This window comes from Pseudomonas mandelii, assembly GCF_002251635.1.
Taxonomy (GTDB): Bacteria; Pseudomonadota; Gammaproteobacteria; order Pseudomonadales; family Pseudomonadaceae; genus Aquipseudomonas; species Aquipseudomonas mandelii_B.
The window spans coordinates 29,901-46,113 of record NZ_NMOJ01000022.1 but is presented as its reverse complement, the minus strand read 5'-3'; the positions used below and the strand labels follow the sequence as shown (position 1 = coordinate 46,113).

Below are 16,213 nucleotides of genomic sequence, written 5' to 3'. Positions count from 1 at the left end.
GTGTTCAGCCCCGTACAGCTTCGACTAACGTCGATTCATCGATCTGACTGATCGACGTCACTCCGGTCAAGGTCATGGCTACGCGCATTTCCTTGGCGAAAATATCCAGCATGTTCTCTACCCCGCGTTGCCCGTCGGCCGCCAGCGCATAGGCCATGGATCGCCCCAGCAATACGCCTTTCGCGCCCATGGCCAGCATCCGCACGACATCAAGCCCCGAGCGGATGCCCGAGTCGACCAGCACCGTCAAATCATTGCCCACCGCCTGCATGATCGGCGGCAACGCCTTGGTGGTGGACAACACGCCATCGAGCTGACGGCCGCCGTGGTTGGAGACCACGATGCCATCGGCACCGAAACTTACCGCGTCCTTGGCGTCCTGTGGGTCAAGGATGCCCTTGATGATCATCGGGCCCTTCCAGAACTCGCGAATCCACTGCAGATCGGCCCAGCTGATCGACGGGTCGAAATTGTTGGCCAGCCAGCCCATGTAATCTTCGAGCGTGACGGCTTTGCCCAGGTACTTCGAGATATTGCCCAGGTCGTGCGGACGCCCCATGACGCCGACGTTGAACGCCCAGTCCGGTTTGGTCATGGCCTGAAGCATTCTCCGCGACGACGCAAACGGCCCGGACATGCCCGAATGCGCATCCCGGTAGCGGGCGCCGGGCGTGGGCATGTCGACGGTAAACACCAGGTTCTTCACCCCGGCGGCCTTCGCACGCTCCAAGGCGTTTTTCATGAATCCCCGGTCTTTCAACACGTACAGCTGGAACCAGATGGATTGCTGGGTCTGCGCCGCGACTTCCTCGATCGAACACACCGACACCGTTGAAAGGCACAGCGGGATGCCTTTGTTCTCCGCCGCTCTGACCGCCTGCACTTCACCTCGGCGGGCGAACATGCCCGTCAGACCGACCGGCGCCAAAATGACCGGCATTGAAAGCGGTTGATTGAAGAGGGTGGTTTCGAGGCTCAGGGTTTCGACGTTTTTCAGGATGCGCTGACGCAGGCTGATGCCTGTCAGGTCGGCGCTGTTGGCCCGCAGTGTGTGTTCTGCGTAAGCCCCGCCGTCGATGTAATCGAACAGGAAACGCGGGAGTTTGCGGCGTGCTGCCTCGCGGTAGTCGGATGCGGATGAAATGATCATGGGGCCTCGGTCTGAAATGGGTCGGGGCTGTGACGGCATCGAGCCGTGGAATCAGGTTAGCGTATGCAACGAAAGGTTGTTTTATCCCGGCCTAACTCTCCAGCCGNNCAAGGCAGCAGGCAAAACGAACCCTTGCGATGTGATCGCCGCCACACTTGAAAACGCCCCGCATGGCGGGGCGTTGTGGGGTGTGTATTGCCCTTAGTTGGTGTCCAGATCCACGTTTTTGGTCTCACGCAGACAGATCATCCCCACCACCAGGCTCACCGCGGTAATCACCACCGGGTACCACAGTCCGTAGAAAATATCGCCGGTGTACACCACCAAGGCAAACGATACGGTCGGCAGGAACCCGCCAAACCAGCCGTTACCGATGTGGTAGGGCAGGGACATCGANGTGTAGCGGATACGCGTCGGGAACAGCTCTACCATCAACGCCGCCAGCGGGCCGTAGCACATGGCGGCGATCAGGATCAGCGCTACGATCAGCCCCACGATCATGGGCTTGTTGACCTGTTGCGTATCGGCTTGTGACGGATAGCCCGCCAAGGTCACCGCACCGCGCAAGGCCGCTTCATCGAAGCCATCCAGTTTCACGTCACCGACGCTGACCTGCACCGCGCTGCCCGCCGGGGCTACCGCGCTGCTATACGGCAGGCCCTGCTTGACCAGGAAGGTCTTGACCTTGTCGCACGGGCTGTCAAAACGCGCCTTGCCCACCGGGTCGAACTGGAAGGTGCACGTGGCCGGGTCGGCCAGCACGGTAATCGGGGCCTGGTGGCTGGCCTGGTCCATCGCCGGGTTGGTGTAGTGGGCGATGGATTTGAAGATCGGGAAGTACAACGCAGTTGCGAGCAACAGGCCGATCATCAGCACCGGTTTACGGCCGACCTTGTCCGACAGCCAGCCAAACAGGATAAAGAACGGCGCGCCGATGANCACGCTGACAATCAGCAGGCTGTTGGCCAGGGCCGGGTCCATCTTCAAAAACTGCGTGAGGAAGAACAGCACGTAGAACTGCGCCGCGTAGAAGGTCACCGCTTGCCCGCCGTTGATGCTGAACAGCGCGATCAGCACCACCTTGAGGTTTTCCCATTTACCGAAGGAATCGCGCAGCGGCGACTTGCAGAGCTTGCCTTCCTCTTTCATTTTCACGAAGGCCGGCGACTCNTGCAGGCTCATGCGAATCCAGGTGGAAATGCCCAGCAGCACGATGGAAAACAGGAACGGAATACGCCAGCCCCACACTTCGAACTGGTCGCCGGTGAAGTAACGGCAGGCCAGCACTACCAGCAGCGACAGCAGCAGACCGAGGGTGGCGGTGGATTGAATCCAGCTGGTGTGGAAGCCGCGTTTACCCNCGGGCGCATGTTCGGCCACATAGGTGGCTGCGCCGCCGTACTCACCGCCCAACGCCAGGCCTTGCAACATGCGCAGCGCNACGAGGATGATTGGCGCGGCGATGCCGATGCTTGAGTAGGTCGGCAGCAACCCGACGCAGAAGGTCGCCAGGCCCATGAGGATGATGGTGGCGAGGAACGTGTATTTACGCCCGATCATGTCCCCCAATCGCCCGAACACCAACGCGCCGAACGGCCTGACGATGAAACCGGCGGCAAAGGCCATCAGGGCAAAGATAAACGCCGTGGTGTCGTTGACCCCGGCAAAGAACTGCTTGCTGATCACCGCCGCCAGGGCGCCGTACAGGAAAAAGTCATACCACTCGAACACCGTCCCGAGTGACGACGCGAAGATGACTTTGCGAGTATCGGGGCTGGTGTCGACGCTGCGCGTGGCATCCAGGGGCTGAACATGTTCTGACATATCGGTATCCCTCACAGTGATTGTTTTTGTTGTTCCACTGGTGTTGCGTGTTCCTTGCAGCGGGTAATTTCTACGTCTGTAAATCCAGCGCGATCCTTTGTGGGAGCGGGCTTGCCCGCGATGGCGGAGTGTCAGTGCACATCAATGTTGAAGATCCACCGCTTTCGCGGGCAAGCCCGCTCCCACAGTNGGTGTGTCCATAAAGCCGGGTGTACGTCGATCTTTGTAGGAGCGAAGCTTGCTCGCGAAGGCGTCCGACCTGACACACCACGTCATCGTTCTTCGCGGGCAAGCCTCGTTCCTACAGTGGGTTGCTCCATAAAGCCGGGTGTACGTCGATCTTTGTAGGAGCGAAGCTTGCTCGCGAAGGCGTCCGACCTGACACACCACGTCATCGTTCTTCGCGGGCAAGCCTCGTTCCTACAGTGGGTTGCTCCATAAAGCCGGGTGTACGTCGATCTTTGTAGGCGCGAAGCTTGCTCGCGAAGGCGTCAGGCCTGACACATCGCGTCATCGTTCTTCGCGGGCAAGCCTCGCTCCTACAGTGGGTTGCTCCATAAAGCCGGGTGTACGTCGATCTTTGTAGGAGCGAAGCTTGCTCGCGAAGGCGTCAGGCCTGACACATCGCGTCATCGTTCTTCGCGGGCAAGCCTCGCTCCTACAGTGGGTTGCTCCATAAAGCCGGGTGTACGTCGATCTTTGTAGGAGCGAAGCTTGCTCGCGAAGGCGTGGCTTGCCCGCGATGGCGGAGTGTCAGTGCACATCAATGTTGAAGATCCACCGCTTTCGCGGGCAAGCCCGCTCCCACAGGTTCGGTGTGTACAGCAGGGTTTAGGATCAGATGCGCAGCCTTTTCGGCAATCATCAGCGTAGGCGAGCACGTATTACCCGAGGTAATGCGCGGCATGATCGAAGCATCGGCGATGCGCAGGCCGGGAATGCCGTGAACCCGCAACTCGGCNTCGACCACGGCGTCGGTGTCGCTGCCCATGCGGCAGGTGCCCACCGGGTGGAAAATAGTCGTGCCGATACGCGCGGCGGCTTCGTGCAGTTGTTCTTCAGTCTGCAAGCTGTCGCCGGGCAAGTACTCGACCGGTTTGAACGCATGCAGGGCCGGGGCGGCGACGATGCGTCGGGTCAGGCGAATGGCATCGGCGGCCACCCGCAAATCCTCTGGATGGCTCAAGTAATTGGGTTGAATCAGCGGCGCTTCCTGCGGATCGGCGGAACGAATCTCCACCCGCCCCCGACTCTGCGGCCTCAGATCGCAAACCGACGCGGTAAAAGCAGGGAAGGCGTGCAGCGGTTCACCGAAGCGCTCCAGCGACAGCGGCTGCACATGGTATTCAAGGTTGGCCGAGGTCTGTTCCGGGTCAGAGCGAGCAAAGGCGCCGAGCTGGCTGGGCGCCATCGACAGTGGACCGCTGCGGTCATACAGATAGCGCAGGCCCATGCCCATTTTGCCCCACACGGTGCCTGCGATCTGGTTCAGGGTTCGCGCGTTTTCCAGCTTATAGATCAGCCGCAATTGCAGGTGATCCTGCAGGTTGCCGCCCACGCCCGGCAGCTCATGGGCCACGCCGATCCCCAGTTTTTCCAGGAGCGGGCGAGGGCCGATGCCGGAGCGTTGCAGGATGCTTGGTGAACCGACGGAGCCTGCGCACAACACGATTTCCTTGCGCGCCTTGAAGGTTTTCGCCTGACCTTGGTAGCGAGTGCTGACCGCCGAAGCACGGCCGTTTTCCAGCAGCACACGGTCCACTTCAACGTCGGTCAGTACGGTGAGATTGGNCCGCTGGCGGATCGGCTTGAGAAATGCCTTGGCCGCATTCCAGCGTACCCCGGCCTTCTGGTTGACCTGGAAGTAGCCGCAGCCTTCGTTATCGCCCTGGTTGAAGTCATCGATGCTGGCAATGCCGCTTTGCTCGGCGGCGCTGCGGAACGCATCCAGAATTGGCCACGACAGCCGCTGACGCTCGACCCGCCAGTCGCCGCTGGCGCCGTGAAACTCCGAGTCGCCGGCAAAATGGTTTTCACTTTTCTTGAACAATGGCAGGACGTCGTTCCAGCTCCAGCCCGGATTGCCGTCAGCGGCCCAGCCGTCATAGTCGCCGGCCTGGCCGCGCATGTAGATCATGCCGTTGATTGAGGAACAGCCGCCCAGCACTTTTCCGCGCGGGTAACTCAGCGCACGACCTTGCAGGCCTTCCTGGGCTTCGGTCTTGAAGCACCAGTCGGTGCGAGGGTTACCGATACAAAACAGGTAACCCACGGGGATGTGAATCCATGCGTAGTTATCGCGGCCGCCGGCTTCGAGCAGCAATACGCGGTGTTGCGGGTCGGCTGACAGCCGATTGGCCAGCAAACACCCGGCCGGCCCGGCGCCGACCACGATGTAGTCGAATTCATCAAGGGAAGTCTGCATCCCTGACCTCGTATTGTTGTTCTTGTTGTCGGTCATCCTAGTTGTTAGCTTTCGTCAAAAGAATGTTAGTTTTTGCGCAGCCGCTGTGCGTTTTCAGACAGCGCCTCACACAGCGTAGACCCAAGGACGACTCATGTTCGACTGGAATGACCTGCGGTTTTTTCTCGAGTTGCAGCGCAGCGGACGTTTGCTCACCGCTGCACGCCGCTTGAACACCACTCACGCCACTGTTGCCCGGCACATCGAGGCCATCGAAAAGAGCCTCGGCACCGCGCTGTTTGTCCAGCACGCCCAGGGCTACGAGCTGACGCCCTCCGGCGAAGCCCTGCTCAAACACGCCGAAGCCATGGAAAACGTTGCGCTGCTGGCCGAAGAGGAAATCACCCAATCCACCGCGCCACTGGGCAAAATCCGCGTCGGCGTCACTGAAGGGCTGGGCATCATGTTCCTCGCCAGCCGCATGAACGGCCTGTTCGAACGCTATCCGGGGCTGGAAGTGGAACTGGTGGCCGTGCCGCGCTTCGTCAGCATCCTCAACCGCGAAGCGGAAATCAGCATCCACCTCGAACGACCCAGCGTCGATCAACTGGTCACGCGCAAACTCACCGACTATCGCCTGGCGCTCTACGCCAGCCAGACGTACCTCGACAAGGCACCGCCGCTGCTCAGCCGCGAAGACCTCGGTCGCCACGCGTGGATCGGCTACGTCGACGACCTGCTGTTCAGCCAGGAACTTAAACTCCTCAGCAGCTTTTGCCGAAACCCCAAGGTGGTGTTCCACAGCACCAGCGTGATCGCCCAGCATCAGGCTGCGCGTTCGGGATTGGGGATTGCCGTGTTGCCATGCTTCATGGCTGCCGGCGATCCGGACCTGGTGCCGTTGCTGCCGGGGGAGGGCATTCAGCGAAGCTACTGGATCAGCTCGCGCCGCGAGCTGCACAAGTCGGTAAGGCTGCGGGTGATGTGGGATTACGTGGTGGAGTTGTGCGAGGCGGAGCAGGGGTTGTTGATGGGATAGCCTGGCACCCATCACAGACGCTGATCAGCCAAACAATGAAGCAACCAACACAACCCCTGTGGCGAGGGAGCTTGCTCCCACTGGACTGCGCAGCCATCCTGGCCTTCAATTCGAGGGATGACGACAAGGAGCGTTATCCGACACTCCGTCGTGATAAAGGGAGCTTGCAGCATGACCGAAGAGACAAAAGTGAAAGGCCCGGCGTCGTACTTCCCGTCCATCGAGAAAAAGTATGGGCAACCCATCAGCCATTGGCTGGAGCTGCTCGGGACGGTGAGTGGCAAGAAGCATATGGAAATGGTGGCTTGGTTGAAGGATGAGCATGGAATGGGGCATGGGCATGCCAATGCGTTGGTGGCGCATTATTTGGCGAGTGCTAAAAAGTGAGGGAACTGTAAATGGCTTGCTGCGGGGTATGACTGTCAGAGGGAGGCTGGATGTGCCGCCGTCTTCGCGGGCAAGCCCGCTCCCACAGGGTTTGGTGTCGTTGTTGAGTGTTGCGGTCGACACAAATCCTTGTGGGAGCGGGCTCGCCCGCGATGGCGTCAGCTGGCTCACCACATCCTGTCCGGATCACTCAAGCATTCGGCGGCAACTCGCGCGTGGTGCGTTGTAGCGGATCGCGGGGTTGGCTGTCGGGAATCGACAGCGTGGCGCGCAAGCCGCCTTCCGGGCGGTTGGTCAGGGTGATGCGTCCGCCCAGCCGGGTGGCGATGGTGTTGACGATGGTCAGGCCCAGACCCGCGCCATGGGCATTGCCACGGCTGTAGAAGCGTTCGAACAACCGCCCGCGATCCGCTTCGTCGATGCCGGGCCCCTGGTCCTCGACGCTCAGCGAATAGAAGCCGTCCGCCTGACTGAGCTGCACCGTGATCACCCCATGCTCAGGGGAAAAGTTGGCCGCGTTGCTGATCAGGTTGTTCAAGGCGATGTCGATAGCGGCGGCGTCGGCCACCACTTCAAAGGGGCGATCGGTGACGTCGAAGGCCAGTTCAAGGTTCTTGCTCAGCAACCACGGCGTGAGCTGCACGAGGCTGTCGCGCACGGTGTTGGCCAGGTCGATGCTGCGCAGTACCGGCGCGATGGCTTTGGGTTCGAGGCGGGCCATGGTCAGCAATTGATTGACCAGGCGGCTGGTGCGGTCGACGCCCGTGATCAGGAACNCNAGGGANTCGCGGCGCTCTTGCTCGGTGCCGGCCTCCAGCAGATTTTGCGCATGCACACGCAGCACCGCCAGCGGTGTGCGCATTTCGTGAGCGGCATCGGCGATAAAGCGCCGCTCGCGGCCCATCACTTCCTGAATCTGCGCGAGCATGCGGTTGAGCGCCGCTTGCATCGGCTCCAGTTCACTGGGTAACGGGGTCAGTTGCAGCGGNTCCAGGGAGCCGGAATGCCGTGCGCGCAAGGTCGCCGCCATATTCGCCAGCGGCTTGAGCCCCCAGCCGATGGCCAGCCAGACCATCGCGGCCAGAATCAGGCTGCCCAGCACATTGGGCCCCAAGGTATGGCGCAGGATCCGGTCCACCAGATCCGAACGCACGTCGTCCCGTTCGCCGACCCAGATTCTCAGGTCGTTCTGTTTGTCTACCAGCAGGAACGCACGCCAATGGCGGTTGTTGAGGTCCACCACATCGCTGAAACCGGGTGTCGACGGAGGCGCGTTGAAGGAGGGGGCACTGGCGGTGTGCACCAGCACTTCACCGTTACGGTTCCAGACCTGAAAGGCCATTTTGGATTCGTAGGGATGGCCGTCGACCCTGGGCTCGGCCTCGCCCAGCGCCTTGTTGAAGGCCTGATACAGATCGGCGTGTTCCTTGCTCGCCATCGGCATGCGCATCACACCCTGCAACAGCCGGGCGTTTTGCGCGAGTTGGGCATCGTAGACTTCGGCGATTTCGTGATTGCTGTCGTGCAGGTTCAACAGGCTGATCACCGCCAGCCCGACCAGCATCAGGCCAATGATCAGCGTGAGCGTGCGGCGCCGGATCGACGTCATCGGCGCTCCTCCACCAGGTATCCGACACCGCGAATAGTGCGGATCAGCTCGCTGGAGAATTTTTTACGCAGATGATGGATATGCACTTCCAGGGTGTTGCTTTCGGCCTCTTCGTTCCAGCCATACAGCAACTGCATCAACTGGTCACGGGTCATCACGCGGCCGGGTGGCGATAGCAGTTCGTGCAGCAGCTGATATTCCTTGGGCGTCAACGCCACCGGCTCGCCCTGATAACTGACTTGCTGGGTGCCGGGGTTCAGGCTGATGCCGGCGTGCTCGATCACTACCCGCGCACGGCCGGCACTGCGCCGCAGCAGTGCGCGCAGGCGCGCCTTGAGTTCGGCGAGGTCGAAGGGTTTGACCAGGTAATCATCGGCACCGGCGTCGAGCCCGGCGATACGGTCTTCGGTGGCATCGCGCGCGGTGAGGATCAGCACGGGCAGGTTGGACCCGCTGTCCCGCAGGCGGCGCAGTACCTCAAGCCCGTCCATGCGCGGCAAGCCCAGGTCGAGCACCACCAGGTCAAAGGTTTCACTGAGCAGCGCATGCAAGGCGCTGGTGCCGTCCTTCAGCCAGTCGACGGTATAACCTTCGCGGCCCAAGGCTTGATGGATGCCCTCGCCGAGGGCCACGTCGTCCTCAATCAGTAATAAGCGCACACGGACTCCTGTCAGTCGATTTTCTTGTTCACGTCCACCAGCAGCGTTTCGATCTCTTTGCGACGCCCGGCGTCGGCGATTTCCCGGCCTGGCCTTGGAGCAGCTTGCAGGGCCTTTTGCAGCGCGACTTTAGCTTCGCTGTAACGTTTTTCACGGTAGAGGTGATCGCCCCAGAAATACAGACTATCAATGCCCGTCGGGTTCAGTTGCAAGGCTTGCGTGAGTAGCTGTTCAGCCTTGTCGGCATCGCCAAAGCCAATCGGCCAGCCGGGTACGCGATCGTACAGCGCCGCGAGGCTGGTGTAGGCCGAGCCTTGCAGGGCCTTGGGGTCCAGAGCGAGCGCTTTCTCAAGGTCTGCCTTGGCCGACTTGACCTTGCTCAATGCGCCGAGCCCACCTTGGGCGCCGGCCCAACTGCTGGTGACAATCCCGGACCAGATCCAGGCTTCGGCCACCGATTGACGTTCCTGAGTGAACGCGGATGCCTGGGCTGCCAGTTTCTCGAACGCAGCGGTGCGTTGCGCTTCCGGGACTTCGTATTGAATGTGCGCCCAGCTTTGCTGAATGCCCTGGAGGCGTTGCTGATCGGCGGGTTCCAGTGCCCAGACGCTCTGGCTCAGAGCCCCCAGCAGCAGGCAAGCGATGATTTTCTTCATGGTTTGAGGGTCTCGTTGTCGGGCTTCTGACTCAGGCGACGGATCAGCGGCAATTGCTTGCGCAAGCCACGGTCNACGAGGTTTGGCAACAGGCTGTTGAGGCGCACAAAAAAGCGCTCAGGCCAGCCGAGGTACAAGTCGCGCCGGTCACCGGCAATCGCATGCATCACTGCGGCGGCGACAGTTTGCGGATCGTCGACGTTGGCCTTGAGCGCATCGTTCAACGCCTGCGCCGCCGGGCTGTTCATGCTGGTGCGGGTGGCACGCGGGGCGACGTAGAGCACGCTGACCCGGGTGTCCGCCAGTTCCCGGCGCAAGGCTTCGGAAAACCCGCGCAAGGCGAACTTGGTGGCGCAGTAAGTGGCATAGCCGGGGTAGCCGATGGAGCCATAGGTGGAGCCGACATTCACCACCATGGCGCTCTCGGCTTGCTTGAGCAGGGGCAGCAGCAGCTTGGTCAGGCAGATGGGTGCGGTGATATTCAACGCCAGCATGCCGTTGATGTCGCTGTCCTCCAGCTGTTCGAGCATGGCAAAATGATTGATGCCGGCGGCGTTGATCAGCAGATTGACGCCGCCGATGGCTTCGGCCGCGGTCAGCACCTTGCGTCGGTCGGACAGCACGGTCAGGTCCGCGCCGACCCAGCACAGGTGTTGCGGATAGCGTTCAAGCAAAGGCAGCAGCGGTTCCTGGTGCCGAGCCACCGCCAGCACCCGGGCACCGCTGGCACACAACGCAGTGGCGATCGCCAGGCCGATGCCGCCGCTGGCACCGGTCAGCACCACGCGGGCTTCATGCAACTTCATGCAGGGCCTCCCCGTCACGCGGCAAGCCGCGGAACATGTCGGTGTAAAGCCTGTAAACCACTTTGGAGGCGTGAATCACCGCCGCCTGATCGGCCGGATCGTCGAGGGTGTTCATCAACCGGCGATAAGTCTGCATGTGCTCGATGTCGAGCGAGCCATGGGAGCTCAGGTAACTGAAGGCGCTTTCCGGCAACGCCAGACGCTCGCGGATGCTGCCGGCTGCATGAGTGGCGAGGGCGATGCTGGTGCCTTCCAGCACATTGACCATGCCGAACAGGCCGACCGGGTTGCCACGCGCGATCAGGTCATACAGATAGCTGACCATCAATTCAATCGGCAGGCTCGGACGACCGTCGCGCACGGCAATGCGGTCGCCGCCGCAGGCTTCGATATCGTCCAGCACCCACTGTTCGTGGCCGTATTCATCCTCGATATACTCGCACACCGCTTTGCGCAGCCATTCCAAGTGTGAGGGCAGGCNCGCACCGCAGGCCATCATCAACGGCACGGTATGACGCACGTGGTAGTAGGCCTGGGCCAGGAACGCACGATAGCTCTCCAGGCTGACCTTGCCCTCCAGCGCATCTCGAATGATCGGCAGGCTGAACAGTTCATGGCGTTCGTGTTGCGTGGCTTCTTGCAGCGTGTCGAAAAAACTCATGATGCGGATTCCTCGGAAAGTACAGATTCAGTCAGTTGCGCCCGGTAACGCTCGACGATGGCGTCACGGCGCGGGCGGCCATTGGCGGTGAGCAAGCCATTGGCAGGGGTGAAGGGTTGATCGAGACGTGTCCAGTGATGGACCTGCGCATAACCGGGCAAGACCTCGTTGGCCTCGGCGACGGCGGCAGCCAGTTCGGCATCGGTGCAGTCCGGGCGGTGGGGCCAGAGCAGCGCATGGTTGTGCGGCATGGCTTCGCCGTAGACGAAGGCCTGGGCGATATGGCGGCNCTGAGTCAATTCGGCCTCGACCCAATCCGGGTTGACGTTGCGCCCATAACTGGTAACGAACTGATGTTTCTTGCGACCCTTGAGGTAGAGAAAGCCGTCCGGGTCGAACTCGCCGAGATCGCCGGTCGGCCACCATTCATCGGTGTGCGGCGCCTCTCCCAGATAACCGAGCAAGGTCGAGCCCTTGACCAGCACTTCGCCGTCCTCGGCCAGGCGAATCGTTACGTGGGGCAGGGGCTTGCCGACACTGCCCGGGCGCTGTGCATCCGGGCGATTAAGGCACACCACCGAGGCGCATTCCGATAAGCCGTAACCTTCATAAACAGGAATGCCGATGCGTTGCGCGCGGTGCAACAACTCCTCGGACACCCGCGCACCACCCACCGCCGCAAACCGCAACGAGTAAGGACTGAAGGCTTTCTGCTCGGCGGCGCTGACCAACATCTGCAACAACTGCGGCACCAGGATCAGGCTCTCCGGCGCCCGGGTGGCCAGGCAACCGAGCAGACGCGGCACATCAACACCGCTGGCCCCCTGAATGCCCAGGGTTTTCTGNCTGGGCACACTCAAGGTGGCGCCGGCATACAGCGCGGCGTAGCACCCAAGGTTTTCCAGCAAAATCGCCAGGGGTAACAACGCCAGATGATGCTGCGGATCAGCGGGTTTGCTCGCCTGATTCAGTTCGCGAGCGACCGTCAACAAGCTCTCGGCGCTGAGGCACACGCCTTTGGGCGTACCCGTGGTGCCCGAGGTGAACGTCAGTTTGGCGGTCCCTTCCGGCATACGGTTCGGGCCGCTGAACGTGCGGCGCCAGAACTCACCGGTCTTCTCGTAGCCGGCCGCTTGCAATTCGTCGTCCAGCGCGGGTTCGGCAATCACCCGTTCGGCCTGGCTCTGTTCCAGACAATGGGCACGCTGAGCGGTGCTGAAAAACGGCGGCAACGTCAGGCAAGTCAGGCCTTCGAACAGCGCGGCCAGGTCCCANAGCATGGCGTCGACGCCATTGTCCAAGGCCAGCGCAATCACCTTGACCTGCTCATCGCGCAGCCGTTGCTGGCGATACACCACTTCGGCATACAGCGTGGCGTAATCCACCTTCTGATTGTCACCCCACAACGCGATGGCGCTGGTCTTGCGCTCGGCATGGCTGCGCAGGGTCTGTTTGAAACGCTCGACTTCAGGCGACATGGCTGAACTCCTCAAGAGTCGAGGACAAACCCAGGCGTGAGAACAGGCCCATGTTGCGCAAATGGATGAACCCGGCGCGGATGTTGCCGACGTGCACCCACGGTTGGCTTTCGTAATAACTGCCCCAGTGCTGGCGTTCGTCCCCCAGCCGCTCAGGGTCGGCCGCGCACAGCGTCACCGGTTTCAAGCCCAGGCGNTGGAAACTGTTGACCAGCCCGATATTGCCGGTGAACGCCACCCACTCCAGGCCGCCCATGGCCAGCAACCACGTGATGGCGATGATGCTCATCCGCGCGCTGCCGGTGTCACTGGCGGCCAGATTGCCGACCTCGACGATACCGGCACGATCCACCGGGCGGTCGGCCGCAGCACTGATCAACGGCTCGATCGACTCGTCCAGATAACGTTCCAGAAACAACGATTCAGCATTGGCCATGCGCACACCGGCAACCGCACACAGCGTGCCGGCGGCATCGCTCACGCCAAACAGCTCCGGCATGAAATGACGAATGTCGGCGCCATGGGCCTTACGAAAACGCTGCTGAATAAAAGCTTCAAAGACCGGGCGCTCGAAGTCGTCCGGCAACGCCCTGGCCAGGCTCATCGGCGGGGTTTCGGCCTGGCCGAAGCGCAGGGGTAGAGGAATATTCCATTCAAAGTCAGGCATTGGAAGACGCCTCCCGAGTAAGTGTGGGAGAAGTATCGAAGCCATTTCTTAACGGAATCTGAAGGTGACAAAAAGATCATCTTCCGCTGTCTTCAGATTGCCTTAAGACTTCGCGGGCAGGGTGTGCCCCGTCGGTGCGTTGACACACCGCACCCCGGCCGCACGAATGACTCGGCCGCCGGCAATGACATTCAAGAGGCCCGTTATGACCCGCGAATCAATGACCCATCGGTATGGAAAACTCTCAATCACCTTGCACTGGCTGATGCTGGCGCTGTTCGTGGGCGTGTACGCCTGCATCGAAATCAAAGGCCTGCTGCCCAAGGGCCAACCGTTGAGAGCCATGTTTCTCGGGCTGCACGGCCTCTTCGGCTTAAGCATCTTCGCCCTGGTGTGGGTGCGCTTGCTCGGACGCCTGACGCCTCGGCCACCGATCACCCCGGCACTGCCCAAATGGCAGACCGGCGTTTCGCACCTGATGCACCTGGCGTTGTACGTCTTGATGATCGCCACACCGTTATTGGCCTGGCTGATGCTTTCGGCCGGCGGCAAACCGATGCCCTATTTCGAGTTCTACCTGCCATCGCCAGTGGCGGTTGATCCGGACCTGGCCAAGCAATTCAAGTACTGGCATGAGCTGCTGGGTAGCACCGGTTACTGGCTGATCGGCCTGCACGCAGCGGCGGGGCTGTTTCACCACTACTGGGTCCGCGACAACACCCTGACCCGCATGCTGCCCGGCCGATCCAGTAATCCCATCAACCAGCGCCAGCGATAAACCCCAACCCGGTGCAGGCCGCATACATTGCCACCCCAAGACGTCGAGCGCGCCACAAACCCTGTNNNTGTGGGAGAGGGCTTGCCCGCGATGGCGTCATCCCAGACGCCATCAATCTCAGGGAGACGTTTCAGGTCTGAACGTCTGTCATTGCGGGGTGTTTAGCCGCTTGATCACTACATCATTTGTAACTGTCGCAAGAGGCTACGTCACCTTGCGCCTTTGCCTACAACTGCGCCAGAATCCGCCGGCTTGTGCGCCTTGGGGCTCGTCGGTAACTTGATTCCTGTCACTGCTCATCAGTGATCGGGTCTGCAAGCCCGTGGAACTAATCGCATAGCATTGCCAAAAGGACACTCTTTGTGTCCGTTTTGATGGCGGCTTTGCGCGGGAGACTTTCGGGTCTGCCGGGTTCTTGGTTCCCCGGTCTTGCAGACCCGCGCATAGCTGCCACCCCATCATCTGCAAGTGATGTCGGCAGCTCCTAATGGACTGGGCTCGGCGTCCGTTGCCGGGCATCGCTTCATAGGCTCAATACACTTCCTTGTGCAGGCGATTTCCGGCTGATAACTCGTCGACGAAGGCCTGCGCGTCGTCCTCATCCAGTTGGCCGAAGTTCATTGCGATGTTCTTCAGGGCCTGCTCGATGGCGCGTTCCAGATTATTTTTGTTGCCACACACATACAGATGTGCGCCCAGGTTCAGTATTCCCCACAAGTAAGCACCGTGTTCAAGCATTGCGTCCTGCACGTAGTAACGGGTTTGCGAGTCCCGGGAGAACGCGGTAATCACCCGATCGAGCACGCCATTGGCTTGCCAATGTTCCAGGCGCGACCGGTAGAGGAAGTCCGCTTCACGGCGCCGGTCCCCGAAGATCAGACAGGTTTGCAGAGGGTTGTTTTGCTGCTCCATCTGCTCCATCTGCTCCAGCAGCGCGATCAATGGCGCGATGCCGGTGCCGGTACCGATCAGCACTACCGGGTGTCCGACCTGGCGTGGCAGGTGAAAGCGCGGATTACTGCGGACAAATACCCGGGCGCTGGGATGCTCCCCGGTGAGGTGCCCGGTCGCGGTGCCGGTGCGCGAGCGGTCCGCCATGTCATAAGCGATTTCGCGAATGCACACGTCCACGTAACCGGGGTTGTCATGAGAGGCAATCGAATAGGCGCGCGGCAAACAGTCGGGCAACCATTCGATCAAATCTTCCAGGCTCAGCTGCGCGGGATCACAGAAATCGTCCAGCACGTCGAGCACATCCTTGCCGTACAGATAGACTTCCAGATCCTTGCGGTTGCTGACTTTCAGTAAGGTTTTCAAGGTGTCGTGCTGACTGCACCGAGCAAGTTCGCGCAGCAGCGATTTGCCCAGCTGCCGAAGCTCCTTGGTAGCCAGCAAAGTGGCGGCCTCTTCGCGGCCGAACCATTGGCTGATTTGCGCCAGCAGTTGCGGATCGTTTTGCGCCAGCACGTACAGGTTGTCACCCGCACGGTACTTGATGCCGCTGCCTTCAATGTCGAGGCGAATCTGCCATGCGTAAGGCGCCGTGGTGTTCAGCCGGGTGCGAGAGATGACGCGTGCCGGCCACGCGGCGTTTTCGCCATAGGCGGTGACTTGCAGGTTCAAGGTGCTGCCGGCACGCCGATCACCCTTGAGCACTGCTGCAAGGGTTGCGCACCAGATGTCGAAAAAACCGTCGAAATCGGTGTCGGCGTCCACGCGGGTGATCCACGGGCGGGCTTGTTTTTGCAGCAGTGCGGCATCCAGGCTTTTGGTAAAACCGCAGAAGGTCGGGTAAGCCGTGTCGCCCAGCCCGAAGATCGCGTAGGGCTGGCCGTTCAGGGATGGCGAAGCATTCAGTTGATCCATGAAACGATCGGCATTTCCCGGCGGATCACCGTCGCCGAAAGAGCTGCAAACGATGATCAACACGTCACGAGGCTTCAGTTTGTCGAGGTTCAGCGAGTTGAGATCCTGCACGGCCAGTTCATACGGCTGCAGACAGGGCAGACGCAATAAGCGTTGCGTCAACCCGCGTGCATTGCCGGACTCAGAGCCGTAACCGATCACAATGCGTTCGATTACGTCTGTCATGACG

14 protein-coding genes are annotated in these 16,213 nt (G+C 61.0%); 3 read left to right on the top strand and 11 right to left on the bottom strand.

Annotated elements, in window-relative coordinates; genetic code table 11:
- Positions 1–4 precede the first annotated feature (4 nt).
- From lldD to B7L09_RS03575, 3 genes are all read right to left on the bottom strand, one after another.
- Positions 5–1,150, bottom strand: a complete 1,146-nt coding sequence (gene lldD / locus B7L09_RS03585; RefSeq protein WP_094467773.1) for an FMN-dependent L-lactate dehydrogenase LldD — start codon at positions 1,148–1,150, stop codon at positions 5–7.
- Between the two features lie 201 nt (positions 1,151–1,351).
- Positions 1,352–2,974 carry an MFS transporter gene (locus B7L09_RS03580; RefSeq protein WP_094467772.1) on the bottom strand — a complete coding sequence of 541 codons (1,623 nt, stop codon included), beginning with the start codon at positions 2,972–2,974 and terminating at the stop codon, positions 1,352–1,354.
- A gap of 763 nt (positions 2,975–3,737) precedes the next feature.
- On the bottom strand, positions 3,738–5,399 hold the full coding sequence (locus B7L09_RS03575) for a GMC family oxidoreductase (RefSeq protein ID WP_094467771.1): 1,662 nt from the start codon (positions 5,397–5,399) through the stop codon (positions 3,738–3,740).
- A gap of 133 nt (positions 5,400–5,532) precedes the next feature.
- On the opposite strand from B7L09_RS03575, the gene B7L09_RS03570 reads away from it, so the two are divergent.
- Together B7L09_RS03570 and B7L09_RS03565 are read left to right on the top strand one after the other, a co-directional pair.
- Positions 5,533–6,417, top strand: a complete 885-nt coding sequence (locus B7L09_RS03570) for a LysR family transcriptional regulator (RefSeq protein WP_094467770.1) — start codon at positions 5,533–5,535, stop codon at positions 6,415–6,417.
- Positions 6,418–6,588: 171 nt separating this feature from the next.
- A complete protein-coding gene (locus B7L09_RS03565) occupies positions 6,589–6,804 on the top strand; it encodes a DUF4287 domain-containing protein (RefSeq protein WP_094467769.1) in 216 nt (71 codons plus the stop codon).
- A 190-nt stretch (positions 6,805–6,994) separates the two neighbouring features.
- Here B7L09_RS03565 and B7L09_RS03560 read toward each other — a convergent pair whose 3' ends face one another.
- From B7L09_RS03560 to B7L09_RS03530, 7 genes are all read right to left on the bottom strand, one after another.
- Positions 6,995–8,413, bottom strand: coding sequence for an ATP-binding protein (locus B7L09_RS03560; protein WP_094467768.1), 1,419 nt, complete (start codon positions 8,411–8,413; stop codon positions 6,995–6,997).
- The gene (locus B7L09_RS03555; protein ID WP_094467767.1) at positions 8,410–9,072 is read right to left on the bottom strand and encodes a response regulator; all 663 of its coding nucleotides are present in this window, start codon (positions 9,070–9,072) and stop codon (positions 8,410–8,412) included. Before B7L09_RS03555 ends, B7L09_RS03560 begins: the two co-directional genes overlap by 4 nt.
- Positions 9,073–9,083: 11 nt before the next feature.
- Positions 9,084–9,728, bottom strand: a complete 645-nt coding sequence (locus tag B7L09_RS03550) for a tetratricopeptide repeat protein (protein ID WP_094467766.1) — start codon at positions 9,726–9,728, stop codon at positions 9,084–9,086.
- On the bottom strand, positions 9,725–10,534 hold the full coding sequence (locus tag B7L09_RS03545) for an SDR family oxidoreductase (protein ID WP_094467765.1): 810 nt from the start codon (positions 10,532–10,534) through the stop codon (positions 9,725–9,727). The genes B7L09_RS03550 and B7L09_RS03545 overlap by 4 nt, the downstream gene beginning before the upstream one ends.
- Positions 10,521–11,195, bottom strand: a complete 675-nt coding sequence (locus tag B7L09_RS03540; RefSeq protein WP_094467764.1) for an iron-containing redox enzyme family protein — start codon at positions 11,193–11,195, stop codon at positions 10,521–10,523. Before B7L09_RS03540 ends, B7L09_RS03545 begins: the two co-directional genes overlap by 14 nt.
- Positions 11,192–12,673 (bottom strand): AMP-binding protein, encoded by a 1,482-nt coding sequence (locus tag B7L09_RS03535; protein WP_094467763.1) that lies wholly within the window; start codon positions 12,671–12,673, stop codon positions 11,192–11,194. The genes B7L09_RS03540 and B7L09_RS03535 overlap by 4 nt, the downstream gene beginning before the upstream one ends.
- Positions 12,663–13,340 (bottom strand): thermostable hemolysin, encoded by a 678-nt coding sequence (locus B7L09_RS03530; RefSeq protein WP_094467762.1) that lies wholly within the window; start codon positions 13,338–13,340, stop codon positions 12,663–12,665. The genes B7L09_RS03535 and B7L09_RS03530 overlap by 11 nt, the downstream gene beginning before the upstream one ends.
- Before the next feature lie 205 nt (positions 13,341–13,545).
- On the opposite strand from B7L09_RS03530, the gene B7L09_RS03525 reads away from it, so the two are divergent.
- On the top strand, positions 13,546–14,118 hold the full coding sequence (locus B7L09_RS03525) for a cytochrome b (RefSeq protein WP_094467761.1): 573 nt from the start codon (positions 13,546–13,548) through the stop codon (positions 14,116–14,118).
- Positions 14,119–14,649: 531 nt separating this feature from the next.
- Here B7L09_RS03525 and B7L09_RS03520 read toward each other — a convergent pair.
- Entirely contained in the window at positions 14,650–16,209 is a 1,560-nt protein-coding gene (locus B7L09_RS03520) for a diflavin oxidoreductase (RefSeq protein WP_010459600.1), read from the bottom strand.
- Between the last annotated feature and the right edge of the window lie 4 nt (positions 16,210–16,213).